The sequence below is a fragment of the Actinomadura sp. DC4 genome (genome assembly GCF_030406325.1).
GTDB lineage: Bacteria > Actinomycetota > Actinomycetes > Streptosporangiales > Streptosporangiaceae > Actinoallomurus.
Genome location: NZ_JAUEQY010000003.1, coordinates 305,261 through 318,939, shown reverse-complemented (window position 1 = coordinate 318,939; position 13,679 = coordinate 305,261). Strand labels below are relative to the sequence as shown.

Genomic DNA, 13,679 nt, shown 5'->3' with positions numbered 1-13,679 from the left:
ACGCGCCCGCCGATGGGTGACGGAGGCTCAGGTCAGGCCGCACACAGCGCGCTGGCCTGCCGCCGAAGATCGACGTGCAGGCGCGCGACGAGGGGCTCGCTCCGGTACACGGTCAGCATCATCGCCGGTTTTTGCTCCTTACGTCAACTCGGGTCAGGGATTCTCCATATTCCAGACGGGAATACTTAAGATAGCCCACGGGCGGCCGGGGTGTTCCCTTGATCATCGATGCGTGGTCCACTGGTGGGCGTGACGGAGGCCGACGAGGTGGCGCGACGCTGCGCGGAGAAGATGTACGCGGCCGACCGCTCCTCTCAGCACCTCGGCATCGAGATCGGCGAGGTCGCCGCGGGCCGCGCCCGGGCGACCATGACCATCGCCGACACGATGACGAACGGCCACGGCATCGCCCACGGCGGCTATGTCTTCCTGCTCGCCGACACGGCCTTCGCGTTCGCGTGCAACACCTACGAGATCGCCACCGTCGCGGCGGCGGCGGACGTGGTCTTCGTGGCCCCGGCCCGAGCGGGCGACGAGCTGATCGCCGAGGCGGCCGAACGCGTCCGCTTCGGCCGCAGCGGCGTCTACGACGTGACCGTCCGCCGAACCGACGGCACCACCATCGCCGAGTTCCGCGGCAACAGCCGCGCCCTGCCGGGAACCACCCGATGACCAGACGAGCCGAGGACGTACGGACGCTGAGGACATCACCGGTGGTGTGCCCCGGCCCCGGCCACGGCCCCGGCCACGGCCGTGACGATGTGCCTGGACCACCCGCGCGCCGAACCGGCGGCAGCCGCCGGGTCCTGCCGGGGACGACCCGATGACCGCGCGGACGCGGGAGCCGTCGCCGCTCACCGCCTCCGATGGTGCCTCGGCGGAGGTGGGGCGATGAACGCGCGGCGTGAGGCGTGGGAACTGCTCGGAGGGGAGTACGACGTCCGGGTTCTGGAGCCTTCGCCGCCGGCCGTGACGGTCGGGCCGTGGTTCGCCGACGATCCGCTGGCCGGGCCGTACGGCGTGCGGCTCGTCACGCCCCTCGCCGGGCTCGGCCGTAGCTGGGACGACCTCAGCCGCGAGCGGCCCGAGCTGGCCGGATTCTGCGCCGACCGCTGGCTCGGCGCCTGGCGCCGGCTCGCGCCCCTGCCGCGCGCCTTCGTCGCCGGCCGCCGGTCGCTGCACGCCCTCGCCGAGCACATCGTCGCCGCGGCGCGCTACACCGCCAACGGCAAGATCGGGCTGAGGTTCACCCGCCAGGGCTTCGGCACGCCGTACTTCGGCGCCGGCCACCAGGTTCGCGTCGAGGCGGGACGGCTGATCGTCGACGGCGCCGCCCACACGCCGGCCACGCTCGGCGAGGCCGCCTCGATCGCCGGGATACCCCTCGGCATGCCGCCGGACGTCTACAGCCCCTCCACGCCCGCCGCGCCCGACACCCACCTGCCGCTCAACCTTCCCGCGGCCGAGGCGCTCGGGGCCTGGTTCGGGTTCGCCTGGTCGGTGCTCGAACAGCTCCGCTTCGACGGCCGGTCGCTGTCGCCCGGCCGCGTACAGCTCTGGCCCGAGCACTTCGACCCCGCCGTCGACCTCGGCGAGGAGTCCGCCGGGCGCCGCGCCTCCTTCGGCGCCTCCCCGGGCGATGACGCCCACCCCGAGCCGTACCTCTACGTCGCCCCCTGGCAGAAACGCCCCGGAGCGTTCTGGAACGACGCGACCTTCGGCGGCGCGGCGCTCTCGTACGCCGCGCTGCTCGGCGCCGACGACCAGCGGGCCGCCGCGCTCGGCTTTTTCCGCCGCGGGCTCGAAGAGCTGAACTCCTGATCCCCCAGGCTCGGGAACCTTTTGCCACGCCGTGCTTTCCCAAGCTCAGTTAAGGACTGCATCGGTTCCCGTTTAACAACGGACGGGCAGTGTCCTCAGTGCGGGGGCACACGGGGGGACGGCCTCGACATGCAGGTCAGACGTTCCCGCCTTCGGCGAACGCGGGGCATAACGGCGGACCACGTCGTGCGCCTGCTGGTGCCTTCCACGTCACCGTGTGAAAGGAGCGATTAAATGCGCAAGGGAGTCAAGGCCGTCTGCGTGCTGGCCATTGGTCTCGGCATGGTCGGGACGGGTTGCGGCGGCAAGCACAAGGCGGTGCCGTCGTCAGGCGGGTTCGCCCAGCCGTCATCGCCTGGGCCGGAGTCTTCGCCGCCGTCGACGGAGGCACCCGAGTCCTCGCCGCCGGCCACGGAAAGCCCGGAAGCCTCACCGTCCGCCGAGTCGATGGCCCCGGCCGGGCCGGCGGAGCTCAAGGCCAAGGACACCAGCGTCGGCAAGATCGTGGTCGATGGCCAGGACATGACGCTGTACGTGTTCGGGAAGGACAAGGGCGGCAAGCCCACCTGTACCGGCGAGTGCGCCACGGCCTGGCCGCCGCTGCTCACCACGGACAAGGTCACCCCGGGGGCCGGCGTCAACGCGGCCTGGGTCGGCATGGTCGACCGGGCCGACGGCACCAAGCAGGCCACCTACCACGGCTGGCCGCTGTACCACTACGCCAAGGACACCAAGGCCGGGGACATGAACGGCCAGGGCGTGGAGGAGTTCGGCGCCAAGTGGCACGTCATCGACGCGACCAAGGGCGACAAGATCGAGAAGAAGTAACCACCGAGCAGGGGAAATCGCCGGTGGCGGCCGTGCCCGTACGGGCAGGTGCCGCCACGGCGACCCATCGCCTGAAGGAGGGGGCTGCGGATGCGGGAGCGAGTCAGGGCGGCCGGCCTGCTGGCCGGCGGCGTCTGCCTGCTCGTCTCCGCCTGCGGCGCGGAGCACCGGCCCGGCACGGAGTCGGGCGGGTACGCCCAGCCGTCGTCGGCCGCTCCCGAGTCGCCGGAGCCGCCCTCGGGCCCCGGCCCGATGGAGATCGTGGCGAAGGAGACGAGGTGGGGCCGGATCCTCGTGGACGGCGACGGCATGACGATCTACGTCTCCGAGCGGGACAACGCCGACTTCGAGTCCACCTGCACCGGGCCGTGTACGAAGGAGTGGCCGCCGTTGTTCACCAACGGCCAGGTCAACGCGGGTCCCGGCGTGAACTCCGCCTGGCTCGGCACGATCGGCCGGTCCGACGGCCCGACCCAGGTGGAGTACAACGGCTGGCCGCTCTACCACTCCGCGCGTGACACCGCGCCCGGAGAGATCAAGGGCCAGGGCGCGACCGCGTACGGCGGCCGCTGGTACGTCATCGACGCCGACAAGGGCCGATCGGTGAGGTGAGTCACCAGTTCGGCAGATCGGGCAGCGAGGACGGCAGCAGCCACACGCCGCCGGCCAGCAGCGACACGACCGCGACCAGGCCGAAGCCGAACACCCACATCAGGCCGGGCATGCCGGTGAGCCGGGCGAGCTGGTCGGCGTCGGAGTCGGGCGCCCGCCCCCGCGCCCGCTTGCTCTGCAGCTCCACGACCGGCCGCGCGCCCGCCAGCAGCAGGAACCAGGTGAAGGCGTACGCGAAGGCGGCCTGCACGGTCGAGGACCCGAACCACGACACCACGAAGAACAGGGCGCCGGTCGTCAGGACCGACACCACGCCGTACACGTTGCGGATCAGCACCAGGATCGCGGCGAGCAGCAGGATGCCCGCCCAGAGCAGCGCCGTGATGTGCCCGATCGCGAGCAGCCCGGCCGCCCCGAGACCGAGCAGCGGCGGCGTGACGTAGCCGGCGAACGCGGTGATGATCATGCCCGGCCCGTACGGCTTGCCGCTCGAGACGGTCACGCCCGAGGTGTCGGAGTGCAGGCGGATGCTGTGGAGCTGGCGGCCGGTGACCAGCGCGGCGAGCGCGTGCCCGCCCTCGTGCGCGATGGTCACGACGTTGCGCAGCACGTGCCACACCGAGTGGACCGAGACCGCCGCGAGCGCCGCCACGCCGGTCACCGTGACGAGCCACCAGGGCGGGTGCGGCTGCGTGCCGATGACGTCATGCCAGACGTCGCCGAGTGTGGACAGATCCATACATCACCTCTGACGGGTACGACGTGCCCGGGGGCCGGGAAGTTTCTGGGGCGGGCGAACCCATATCTTGTCCCATGTCGGCCAGTAGGGTGTTGCCACTATGAGCGACCCGATGATGAGCGTTTATCCGCCACTCGAGCCGGCCTCCCTGGTGACGCGGCGGTCCCGGCTCTTCCCGTTCGATTCGGACGGTCTCACTCTCACCCATCTGGGCCGCGGTGCCATCTGGCTGGCGCTGAAGGCCCTCGGCCTCGGGCCCGGCAGCCGGCTGGCGATGCCGGCCTACCACTGCGGCTCCGAGGTCGAGGCGGCCCGGCTGGCCGGCTGCGAGGTCGTCTTCTACCGCGTGCTGCCGACGCTGCAGGTCGACGAGGAGGACCTGATGCGGGCGTCGAGGCAGAGCGACGCCACCTACCTGATCTCCTACTACGGCTTCCCGATGCCGCCCCTGCCGCCCGGCACCCGGGTGATCGAGGACGCCGCGCACGCGCTGTTCTCCTACGACGGCGGCGGCGCGATCGGCTCGCGCGGCGACGCGGCGATCTTCTGCCCGCGCAAGTCCCTCGGCGTGCCCGACGGCGGCGCCGTGCTGATCCGCGGCGGCTCCATCGAGGCGACCGGCCGCCCGCCGTGGAAGCGCATGGCCCGCTCGGTCGCCTCCCAGGGCATGGGCTGGGCCGCCCAGTCGCGCTCCGGCGTGCTGCGGGCCCCTGCCACCAAGGTCTTCCGCAAGGTCAGCAAGGCCGAGCAGGCGGTCGAGGAGGGCACGCTCACCGAGACCGTGATCGGCGAGTGGAACCTCGAGGTCGCCGACCTGGAGGTGGCCGCCTCCAAGTGCTCCCGCGTCACCGAGTGGGCCGTCCACGGCGCGGACGGCGAGCGCATCCGCGAGCTGCGGCGGCGCAACTACCGGATCCTGCTCAACTCGCTGCCCGAGGTCTGCCTCGACCGCTTCCGCGGCCTGCCGGACGGCGTCGCGCCGCTCTACTTCCCCGTACGCGTGCCCGAGCGCGACCGGACAATCGCCGAGCTGCAGAAACGCGGCGTCCGCTCGATCGAGATCTGGCCGGTGCCGCACCCGCTGCTCGACCGTACGCGCTTCGCCGAGATTGAGCCGCTCCGGCACCAGATGCTCGCCCTCCCGGTGCACCAGGGCCTGAGCGAGTGGCACGTCGAGCAGGTCGCCCAGGCGGCCCGAGAGGCGATCACCGCCGCCCACAGATGAGCGTGAGACGCACAGTGCCCGGCACCGCATCCGCGGTGCCGGGCACTGTCGTTCGCGGAGCGGTGCTCAGATCTTGCGGATGAGCACGATCGGGGTCTGCTCGTCCTCGTTGCCCGCGGGGTTGTCCGAAAGGACCTTCTCCACCCACTTGCGGTCCACGCCGGCCGAGGCGCCGACCACCCACGCGCCGGTCAGGTGGTTGGCGTCCACGACGCAGACGTGGCAGCCGAGCGCCGCGGCGAGGTCCTCCGACAGCTTGTCCGGGCGGCCCGGGCCGAAGAGCAGGTGGTGGTCGTGCGGCGGCAGGGCGGCGGCGACGTCGTCGATCATCGCCGCGCCGGGGCCCGCGACCCGGTAGAACCAGCCGCGCTTGCCGACCAGCTTGCCGGCGGCACCGGCCGCGGCGCCCAGCAGCACCTTCGTACGGCCCGCCTCCAGGATCGCGCCCTGCATGCCGGCCGGGCTGTGCAGCGGGCCGATCTTGCCGACGAACTTGCTGAGCTGCTTGGCCATGCCCTCAGGCGTGATCATCTCGAGCGGGATCATGCGGCCCTGCCCGGCCGAGGCGGGGCTTTCCGACAGCGCGAGGATGTCGTCGGGCTGGAGCTGCCCCTGGGTGGCCTCCAGGATCACCGGCAGGATGCCGCTGCGCAGCGTGATCATCTTGGTCTTGATCGGGATGCGGCGCGCGCCGACGGCCCGCTCGTCCACCGGCGGGATGTTCGGGGCCTTCTCCGGCGCCGTCTCGCCGAACTGGCGGTGCAGCATCTCCTTGATCTGGGCGTTGCGCGGGTAGATCGACGCGCCGCGCTGCAGGATGTCCCGCGCGCCCGCGGTGTCGCGCGCCTCGAGCCGCAGATGGGCCAGGAGCGTGTAGTCCGAGGCGTACACGAGGTAGTCCGGCGCCAGCCCGATCAGCTCGGTCTGGTATTTGAGACCGCGGACGTTGTCGCCCCGGTCCACCGCCCACTTCGACAGGCGCTTCAGCGCGTGCCGGCGGAGCTGGGAGTCGTTCACGACGGACTCGAGCAGGGCCTCGGCCTCGTCGATACGCCCGCCGTCCTTGAGGACGTCGGCGAGCGTCAGCGCGTACCAGGGAATGGTGGGGTACTTCTCGCGCGCGCCGCGGACGATGTCCGCGGCGCGGTTGTAGTCGCCGCGCCACTTGAAGACCTCGGCGAGCGCGGCGGTGGCGAACCTCGTGTCGCCGCCGGCCGCGGCGGCCGCGTTGGCGATCTGCTCGGCCTTCAAGTCGTCGCGCTCGTTGGTGAGGACGAGCCACGACAGCAGCGACAGCCCGTCACCATCGAGCTCGTTCCGCTTCGACTCGAGGAGCTGCTGGGCCTCTTCCGGCTTGCGGAGCCAGATGTCATAGGCGCGGCTGGTGGTGCTCATGTCAGAACCTCATGCGTCGTCGGCTGTCTGTGGGGAGTCGGCCCATCATCGCAGACCTTCGCGGCGGCCGTAGCGTCAGTGATCAACCGGAAAAATGCGGACCAAGCCGGGGTAACGCCGCGACGTTCTGCGTGGTGGGCTGCCGTGGCACGGCGTAGCGGTCGATACCCTAGGTTCTCGTGGACCTCCTTGACGCCTGGCGCACCCTTCCCGCGGCCCAGCAGCCCGAGTGGCCCGACCCCGGGCAGGTGCTCGCGGTGGCCGAAGAGCTGTCCAAGCTCCCGCCGCTCGTCTTCGCGGGCGAATGCGACCGGCTCCGTACGCAGCTCGCCGCCGTCGCCCGCGGTGAGGCCTTCGTGCTTCAGGGCGGTGACTGCGCCGAGACCTTCTCCGGCGCCACCGCCGACGACGTACGCAACAAGCTCAAGACGCTGCTGCAGATGTCGGTCGTGCTGACCTACGCGGCGAGCGTCCCGGTCGTCAAGATCGGCCGGATGGCGGGGCAGTTCGCCAAGCCCCGCTCCAAGCCGGTCGAGGTACGCGACGGCGTGGAGCTGCCGGCGTACCGCGGCGACATGGTCAACGGCTTCGGCTTCACCCCCGAGGAGCGCGCGCCCGACCCCGGGCGCCTGCTGCGCGCCTACCACGCCGCCGCCGTCACGCTGAACCTCTGCCGGGCGTTCACCCAGGGCGGCTACGCCGACCTGCGTCAGGTCCACGCGTGGAACCAGGACTTCGTCTCCTCGAGCCCGGCCGGGCGGCGCTACGAGCGCCTCGCCGGCGAGATCGACCGCGCGCTGGCGTTCATGAACGCCGCCGGGGCCGACCCCGAGGAGTTCCACCGGGTCGAGCTCTACTCCAGCCACGAGGCGCTCCTGCTCGACTACGAGCGCGCGCTGACCCGCATCGACTCACGGTCCGGCCTGCCCTACGACGTGTCGGGCCACTTCCTGTGGATCGGCGAGCGCACCCGGCAGCTCGACGGCGCGCACGTGGAGTTCATGCGCCACATCCGTAACCCGATCGGGGTCAAGCTCGGCCCCACGACGACCGCCGAGGACGCCCTGGCCCTGATCGAGCTGCTCGACCCGCAGCGTGAGCCGGGCCGGCTGACCTTCGTCGTACGCATGGGCGCGGGCCGCGTACGCGAGGCGCTGCCCCCGCTGGTGGAGAAGGTCACCGCGAGCGGCGCGCGGGTCGCGTGGATCTGCGACCCGATGCACGGCAACACCTTCGAGGCGCCGAGCGGCTACAAGACCCGCCGCTTCGACGACGTGCTCGACGAGGTCGCCGGCTTCTTCGACGTCCACCGCTCTCTCGGCACCCACCCGGGCGGCGTGCACATCGAGTTCACCGGCGACGACGTCACCGAGTGCGTCGGCGGCGGCCACGAGATCGTCGAGGACGACCTGCACCAGCGCTACGAGACCGCGTGCGACCCCCGGCTCAACCGGGGTCAGGCGCTCGACCTGGCGTTCATGGTCGCGGAGATGTACCGCACCGCGAAATAGGTCACGTCGATGAGAACGGCTCCGTGGCGCGCAGGCCTCCGGTGGGCGGCTCCTGCTCTCGCCAGTATGTGCCTTCTCTTATTATCGCGGACGAGGACGAGGCGGCCGAGGAATTCTCGGCCGCCGGGATGGCCGTCGCTTCCGGGTCCGACCGGGTGAAAAGGCTCGCCCTCATCGCTACCTCGCTGGGCAGAACCAACGGGAAGTCGGTCAGTCTCTGCAAGGCTTCCGCCGCGTCCACGAAGACGGAGAAGTCGCTCCGGTCGTCGACCATCGCCAGCGCACTGACGGAATCGGCGAGGTCGTCGCAGTGCTCCGCATAGGAACCGCGGAGCCCGTCGTCCCAGTCCGCTAGCAACGCCAGCCGATGTCCGGCGTGCGCCAACCCGTGAATGTCGACTGCTTGACCCCTGACCACTTCCAGCAGCGACGCGTCCCCCGCAGAGTGCAACGCGTCGAGTAGGACGACGAGCTCTTCCCTCTGCGTGTCCAGCGTATCGATGACCTTCGCTAGCTGGGGAGCCAGATCGGGCGGGCTCAACCACGATTTGACGGTGCCGGCGGCTCGCAACGCGACAGCGGTGGCGGTGACCACGATGGTCGCCTTGATCATCTCCGTAACGGGTGAATCATCGACGGTAATGGCGGCGAGGCCAGCCGCCAGGATCTCGATGCAAGCCACCTTGATGAATTCGATGAGAGTCGCGAACAGACTGTCCGTTTCCGGCTCCCGGGACTCGCCCCGCTCTCTGCGGAGTAAGTCCTTGACGACGTTGGACGCGGTCTCGATGAGGGACAAAGGATTTGTCCCATCCGCAGATGTCTTCGCTCGGATTCCGGCGTATCTTTCGAGCTCTGCGGTCAGGTGATCGAGGCGTGCCGTCAGCAGAGGATCCAGGAACTCCTCGTGTCGTCGCCAGACCAGCGCGTCGATTGACACATCAAGGATGTCCATCGAACCGAGTTCGATCAGTTCGGCACGCTCCCGATTTCCTTCCTTGAGGTCTTTGCGGAGTTCATCGAGAGCGATCTCGAGGTTCTTGAGGATCACGCTCGTGTTCCGGGACGCGTCACGCCGCGCGTCGTCCGCATCAGTGGCCCGGTGAAGAAGATCCTCAACTTGGAGACACATCCGGCGGTACTCACCGCATTCCAGGAATCGCGTCCGGATCTCATGGATACGGCGTCGATCGGGGTACGTTTCGTCCCATCCGTACCTGAGCTCGCTCATCCCGGTCACCTCACGAGGCCAAAGATGCTGTGGTCCGACGCTACGTCACGCGTCCCCGACTGGGCGTGTCACACGACGCGTACGGCTCCGGCGAAGGGCCGGGTGGCCAGGTCGGCGACCCGGACCCGGTCGCCGGTGTGCGGCGCGTGCACGAACTTGCCGTCGCCGAGGTACATCCCCATGTGGTGGATGTCGGAGTAGAAGAAGACCAGGTCGCCGGGTTGCAGCTGGCTCCGCGCGACGTGGACGCCGGCGTTCCACTGGTCGCCGCCGTAGTGCGGGAGGTTCACCCCGACCTGGTGGTAGGCCCACATGGTCAGGCCGGAGCAGTCGAAGCCGTGACCGGGCGTCGCGCCGCCCCAGACGTACGGGACGCCGAGCTGCGACAGCGCCGCGCGGATGGCCCCGATCGCCTTCGTGGGGCCGCCGGGGATCGAGGGCACGGCCTGGCCGCGACCGGCCCGCTCGACGGCGTCCCTCAGCAGCGGCTTGCGCACCTTGTCGAAGGTCTTTTGGATGTTCGTCTTCTTCTGCTTGAGCTGGGTCTTGAGCTGCGCGGCCTGCGTGGCCCGGTCCTGGGCGTTCTGCCCGGCCCGCTGGGCGTTCTGGATCGCCTGGGTGAGCTGTCGCACCTGGACGTCGTCCTGCTGGGTGAAGAAGTGCAGGGTGGCCGCCTGGTCCAGCAGCGCCTGCGGGTCACGGGCGGAGAACAGCGCCGGGGCCTCGTCGGGGCCACCGTGCATGTAGCGCAGCGCGGCGAGCCTGCCGACGCGGTGCTGGATGCTCTTGAGAGCGCTGGTCTCGCGCTTGGAGGTCGCCGTGGCGATCTGGGTGGCGCGCTGCGCCTGCTGGAGGCGTACGCGCAGCCCGTCGTACTGCTCGGTGAGCTGCTCGAGCTGGGTGTTCAGCTGACCGGCCTGCTGCCGGAGCGCGTCGATGCCGGGCCCCGGCTTGGTGGCCTTCCTGTGCGCGGCCCTGGCGCCGGCCGCCTGCGTCTGCAGGGCCAGGCCGGCGGCGAGAAGAATGCCGGTGATAACGGTATTTCGCGTGCGGTGCTGCCCATAATGCGCTTTCGCGGGTCGCGAAGGCTCCATCCAGGTGCTCCTCTGCTCCTAGGCCGCCTACCGGGTTAGCTGACGGGTTCGGGCAAGGAGAAAGCCCTACCGGTTACGGATTCACCCCGGGATCGGGGAGCGGTGGGAGAGCCCCAGAAGCTCCGCGAGTGGGTCCCCGGCCCTTTCGCGCGCTGGCTGCGCGACGAACGATTCGGCGGTCCGGCCGGTGACCGGCCGGTGACACCGCTGGACATTAACGGACCGTGACGGGATGGCCAACCGGAACATGCGGAGATGGCCTTCCGTCTTTGAGGATGGTCACTGTGGGTGATGCGAGTCTGGCCCATTCCACCTAGTGCCCCGCCATTGACGCCGCCGAATCGGAAGGTATCTGGCGGCATTTCGTAAATGCGAGTGGCCGAGAGCGACGGCAGGCCAGGCTGCCGTGTCCCGGGCTCCTCAGGCGTCTCCCAGGAGTGGGCCGCGCCCGGACGGGCGCGTGGGGACCACAAGCCACCAGGGACGGCCTCATGGCCGGGCGGCGTAGGGGTGAAGGAGAGGTCGCGCGCCGGGAAAGGCCGCGCGGAGGGCATGCCCTGGGGAAGAGCCTGCGCGGAGGGGCTTACCTTTCCCGGCGCGAGTCACGTGGCAGGCCCACCGCTCGAAACCGGTCACCCGCGCGCGACCCCGGGCAAATCAGCCCGTAAGGTCGCGCGGCTCGGTGACGGCGAGGACTCCGAGAGCAGACCTTCGGGCCCTCCTCCCGGAGGAGGAGGACCCCAGAAATTCAGGCGTCGAGGAACTCGGCGGAGCTCGGCTGGGCGACCGCGGTGTGGAGGGTGTTCCAGAACGCCAGCTCGACGTCGTCCTCCAGCTCGGTGATCTTGCCCCAGAACTCCTTGTCCTCGGCGAGCGCGGCGGCCTCGGCGGACAGGATCGGCATGACCGTCGTGCCGGCGTCGGCGAAGTCCAGGTCGGAGACGCTGACATCGGCGGGCAGCTCGACCGGCGTGCGGTGGTGCTTGCCGCGCTTGCGGACGCGTACGTTCGGCGCCGCCGGCATCGGGACACGGACCTTGGACTTGCTCAGCGCCAGCGCGACCGTGCCGAACACCACGACCGCCAACAGCCCCGTAAGGGCGGCCTGCTGGTCCGGCAGCGGCGGCGCGGAGTCGTGCTGCGCGGTCGTCTGCGTCTCGTGGAGCGCGGTGCCGGGCTGGGTGGTGAGGGACTCCGCCGACGGGGGCGGAGCCGAGTGCTTGGGGACGTACTTCTGCTCCGCCGGGGAGGCCTTGACCTTCACCTTCGACGGGTAGCCGTATCCCACCACCTGGCTGGTGTCGCGCTCCGCGCGGCCGAGGTGGTCGTAGTGGTTGGCCTCGATCGTGTGGAGCGTGTGGCCGTGGACCGACTCGACGATGCCGACGTGGTCGATGTCGCCGATGCTCTTCCCTCCGCCCCAGGAGAAGAAGACGATCGCGCCCGGCTCGGGGTGGTGGCCCCAGGCGTCGTGCTTCTTGAAGAAGTTGGCGTGGGCGGGGGTGGAGGCGAACTCGCCCGCCGAGTCCGCGACTCCGGCCTTGTCCGCTGCCCAGGCGAGGAACATGTCGCACCAGGGAGCGTCCTTGAAGACGGGGTCCTTGCCGACGTGCTTGCCATACCAGTCGCCGTACTTCGTGTACCCGCTGGCCTTCTCGGTATAGCCGAGCTGGCTCTTGGCGACATGCAGCAGTTTCTGACCTATCGGATCCATGTCTCCCCTTATGCCGCCTACCGGGTTAGCTGACGGGTTCGGGCCAGGAGGAGCCCTACCGCACGAGTGCGGATTCACCCCAAGGGACTTCGTGGGTCCCCGGTTCCCGCTGCACTGGGGGCGCAGAAGGGATTCGGCGGTCGGTCTGTCACCTCCCGGGTGGAGGTAAGTCACAGGCCGATTACGGCGCAATGTATCGGAAGTTTCGCGAGAACGGCAACGCGTTCGGAGGGGAAAGTATGGAGCGAACTACTTACCCAGTGTAACCAAGCCCCGCCGGGGTGCCGTATCCAAAGCCGAAATGACCACTCTCACCTGCGGAAATGTGATGCCGCTCACGATGGAGAGGGGCGGCGTCCGGCGCACAGCGTAGCGCCGCGACGACTTCGGGCAAGGAGCCCAAGAAGGCCGAGTCGACCGCTTTGCGGGACATTCGGCGGCTCGTGGTAACGCCAGGGCGGACAATTACCAAAGGGCAACAGATCACTACAAAGAGCGACCGGCCGGAGCATGCCGCGAGTGAGGTTGGTCACCCGGCGCTCCCGCCGGTGCCGGGTGAACCTACTCCTAACCGATCTCCAGCACGACCTTGCCCCGCGTGTGGCCGGAGGCGACCAGCCGCTGCGCCTCCGCCGCCTCCGCGAGCGGGAACGTCCGCGCCACCGAGACCTTCAGCCGCCCGTCGTCGGCGAGGCTCGCCAGCGACGCCAGATCGTGCGGATCCGGCCGTACAAAGACATAACGCCCGCCGCGTTCGGTCACGGACGGGTCGACGATCGAGGCCCATCGGCCCGTGGGTGTCAGCAGCTCCGGAGTGACCTCCAGCGCCTCGCCGCCGACCAGGTCCAGCGCCGCGGACACGCCGTTCGGGGCGAGCCGCCGCACCCGGTCGGCCAGGCCCGAGCCGTACGTCACCGGCTCGGCGCCGAGCTCGCGCAGATGGTCGTGGTTCGGCTCGCTCGCGGTGCCGATGACGTGTGCGCCCTTCGCGACGGCGATCTGCACGGCGAAGGTGCCGACGCCGCCGCTCGCGCCGTGGATGAGCACCGTGTCGTCCTCGTTCACGACGAGCGCCTTGGCGAGCGCCTGGTAGGCCGTCAGCCCGGCGAGGGGCAGCCCGGCCGCCTCGGTCCACGACAGCGTCGCGGGCTTGCGGCCGAGCGTGCGCACCGGCGCGGCCACGAGTTCGGCGTACGTGCCGCGGCCGACGTGGTCCTCGCGGACATAGCCGATGACCTCGTCGCCGGGGGAGTACTCACTGACGGCGGGGCCGACGCTTTCGACCACACCGGCGACGTCCCAGCCCGGGATGACCGGGAAGTCGGTCTGGAAGAGCCCGTCGAGCGAGCCTTCCCGTATTTTCCCGTCCACCGGGTTCACGCCGGCCGCCTTGGCGCGGACGAGGACGAAGTCGGGGCCGACCTTCGGATCAGGCGCGTCCGTGGCGAGTTTCAGCACGTCAGGACCGCCATATTCGTTCATCACGATGGCTTTCACACTATGAGCGTT

At 70.0% G+C, this 13,679-nt stretch carries 13 protein-coding genes and 2 riboswitches; of the genes, 6 read left to right on the top strand and 7 right to left on the bottom strand.

Features of this window, described 5'->3' with window-relative positions; genetic code table 11:
• Nucleotides 1–32 precede the first annotated feature (32 nt).
• Nucleotides 33–122, bottom strand: coding sequence for a putative leader peptide (locus QWU11_RS06475; RefSeq protein WP_290104110.1), 90 nt, complete (start codon nucleotides 120–122; stop codon nucleotides 33–35).
• 169 nt (nucleotides 123–291) lie between these two features.
• Here QWU11_RS06475 and paaI point away from each other — a divergent pair, with 169 nt between their 5' ends.
• The 4 genes from paaI (at nucleotide 292) to QWU11_RS06455 (ending at nucleotide 3,261) form a co-directional block, all read left to right on the top strand.
• On the top strand, nucleotides 292–672 hold the full coding sequence (gene paaI, locus QWU11_RS06470) for a hydroxyphenylacetyl-CoA thioesterase PaaI (RefSeq protein ID WP_290104273.1): 381 nt from the start codon (nucleotides 292–294) through the stop codon (nucleotides 670–672).
• A gap of 219 nt (nucleotides 673–891) precedes the next feature.
• Complete coding sequence (locus QWU11_RS06465) at nucleotides 892–1,821, top strand: hypothetical protein (protein ID WP_290104109.1); 930 nt, start codon at nucleotides 892–894, stop codon at nucleotides 1,819–1,821.
• A gap of 234 nt (nucleotides 1,822–2,055) precedes the next feature.
• On the top strand, nucleotides 2,056–2,649 hold the full coding sequence (locus tag QWU11_RS06460) for a hypothetical protein (RefSeq protein WP_290104108.1): 594 nt from the start codon (nucleotides 2,056–2,058) through the stop codon (nucleotides 2,647–2,649).
• Nucleotides 2,650–2,739: 90 nt separating this feature from the next.
• Nucleotides 2,740–3,261 carry a hypothetical protein gene (locus QWU11_RS06455; protein ID WP_290104107.1) on the top strand — a complete coding sequence of 174 codons (522 nt, stop codon included), beginning with the start codon at nucleotides 2,740–2,742 and terminating at the stop codon, nucleotides 3,259–3,261.
• Nucleotide 3,262: 1 nt separating this feature from the next.
• Here QWU11_RS06455 and QWU11_RS06450 read toward each other — a convergent pair whose 3' ends face one another.
• Complete coding sequence (locus QWU11_RS06450) at nucleotides 3,263–4,000, bottom strand: M50 family metallopeptidase (RefSeq protein WP_290104106.1); 738 nt, start codon at nucleotides 3,998–4,000, stop codon at nucleotides 3,263–3,265.
• 100 nt (nucleotides 4,001–4,100) lie between these two features.
• On the opposite strand from QWU11_RS06450, the gene QWU11_RS06445 reads away from it, so the two are divergent.
• The gene (locus QWU11_RS06445; RefSeq protein WP_290104105.1) at nucleotides 4,101–5,225 is read left to right on the top strand and encodes a DegT/DnrJ/EryC1/StrS family aminotransferase; all 1,125 of its coding nucleotides are present in this window, start codon (nucleotides 4,101–4,103) and stop codon (nucleotides 5,223–5,225) included.
• 66 nt (nucleotides 5,226–5,291) lie between these two features.
• Here the strand turns inward: QWU11_RS06445 and QWU11_RS06440 are convergent, their stop codons facing one another.
• Nucleotides 5,292–6,620: a tetratricopeptide repeat protein gene (locus QWU11_RS06440; protein ID WP_290104104.1), complete on the bottom strand. Its 1,329-nt coding sequence runs from the start codon at nucleotides 6,618–6,620 to the stop codon at nucleotides 5,292–5,294.
• 179 nt (nucleotides 6,621–6,799) lie between these two features.
• Between QWU11_RS06440 and QWU11_RS06435 the strand changes: the two genes are divergently transcribed.
• Entirely contained in the window at nucleotides 6,800–8,131 is a 1,332-nt protein-coding gene (locus QWU11_RS06435; RefSeq protein WP_290104103.1) for a class II 3-deoxy-7-phosphoheptulonate synthase, read from the top strand.
• Between the two features lies 1 nt (nucleotide 8,132).
• Here the strand turns inward: QWU11_RS06435 and QWU11_RS06430 are convergent, their stop codons facing one another.
• From QWU11_RS06430 to QWU11_RS06415, 4 genes are all read right to left on the bottom strand, one after another.
• The gene (locus tag QWU11_RS06430; RefSeq protein ID WP_290104102.1) at nucleotides 8,133–9,362 is read right to left on the bottom strand and encodes a hypothetical protein; all 1,230 of its coding nucleotides are present in this window, start codon (nucleotides 9,360–9,362) and stop codon (nucleotides 8,133–8,135) included.
• A 68-nt stretch (nucleotides 9,363–9,430) separates the two neighbouring features.
• Nucleotides 9,431–10,456, bottom strand: a complete 1,026-nt coding sequence (locus tag QWU11_RS06425) for an NlpC/P60 family protein (protein WP_290104101.1) — start codon at nucleotides 10,454–10,456, stop codon at nucleotides 9,431–9,433.
• 8 nt (nucleotides 10,457–10,464) lie between these two features.
• Nucleotides 10,465–10,629: riboswitch (cyclic di-AMP (ydaO/yuaA leader) on the bottom strand.
• Nucleotides 10,630–11,204: 575 nt separating this feature from the next.
• A complete protein-coding gene (locus tag QWU11_RS06420) occupies nucleotides 11,205–12,170 on the bottom strand; it encodes a CHAP domain-containing protein (RefSeq protein WP_290104100.1) in 966 nt (321 codons plus the stop codon).
• Nucleotides 12,169–12,319: riboswitch (cyclic di-AMP (ydaO/yuaA leader) on the bottom strand. Its footprint overlaps the gene before it by 2 nt.
• A gap of 418 nt (nucleotides 12,320–12,737) precedes the next feature.
• A complete protein-coding gene (locus QWU11_RS06415) occupies nucleotides 12,738–13,667 on the bottom strand; it encodes an NADP-dependent oxidoreductase (RefSeq protein ID WP_290104099.1) in 930 nt (309 codons plus the stop codon).
• Between the last annotated feature and the right edge of the window lie 12 nt (nucleotides 13,668–13,679).

What these genes read in the sequence shown, in the direction of transcription:
- QWU11_RS06475 (WP_290104110.1), bottom strand. Translation starts at nt 122, where the DNA reads ATGATGCTGACCGTGTACCGGAGCGAGCCCCTCGTCGCGCGCCTGCAC.
- paaI (WP_290104273.1), top strand. Translation starts at nt 292, where the DNA reads ATGTACGCGGCCGACCGCTCCTCTCAGCACCTCGGCATCGAGATCGGC.
- QWU11_RS06465 (WP_290104109.1), top strand. Translation starts at nt 892, where the DNA reads ATGAACGCGCGGCGTGAGGCGTGGGAACTGCTCGGAGGGGAGTACGAC.
- QWU11_RS06460 (WP_290104108.1), top strand. Translation starts at nt 2,056, where the DNA reads ATGCGCAAGGGAGTCAAGGCCGTCTGCGTGCTGGCCATTGGTCTCGGC.
- QWU11_RS06455 (WP_290104107.1), top strand. Translation starts at nt 2,740, where the DNA reads ATGCGGGAGCGAGTCAGGGCGGCCGGCCTGCTGGCCGGCGGCGTCTGC.
- QWU11_RS06450 (WP_290104106.1), bottom strand. Translation starts at nt 4,000, where the DNA reads ATGGATCTGTCCACACTCGGCGACGTCTGGCATGACGTCATCGGCACG.
- QWU11_RS06445 (WP_290104105.1), top strand. Translation starts at nt 4,101, where the DNA reads ATGAGCGACCCGATGATGAGCGTTTATCCGCCACTCGAGCCGGCCTCC.
- QWU11_RS06440 (WP_290104104.1), bottom strand. Translation starts at nt 6,620, where the DNA reads ATGAGCACCACCAGCCGCGCCTATGACATCTGGCTCCGCAAGCCGGAA.
- QWU11_RS06430 (WP_290104102.1), bottom strand. Translation starts at nt 9,362, where the DNA reads ATGAGCGAGCTCAGGTACGGATGGGACGAAACGTACCCCGATCGACGC.
- QWU11_RS06425 (WP_290104101.1), bottom strand. Translation starts at nt 10,456, where the DNA reads ATGGAGCCTTCGCGACCCGCGAAAGCGCATTATGGGCAGCACCGCACG.
- QWU11_RS06420 (WP_290104100.1), bottom strand. Translation starts at nt 12,170, where the DNA reads ATGGATCCGATAGGTCAGAAACTGCTGCATGTCGCCAAGAGCCAGCTC.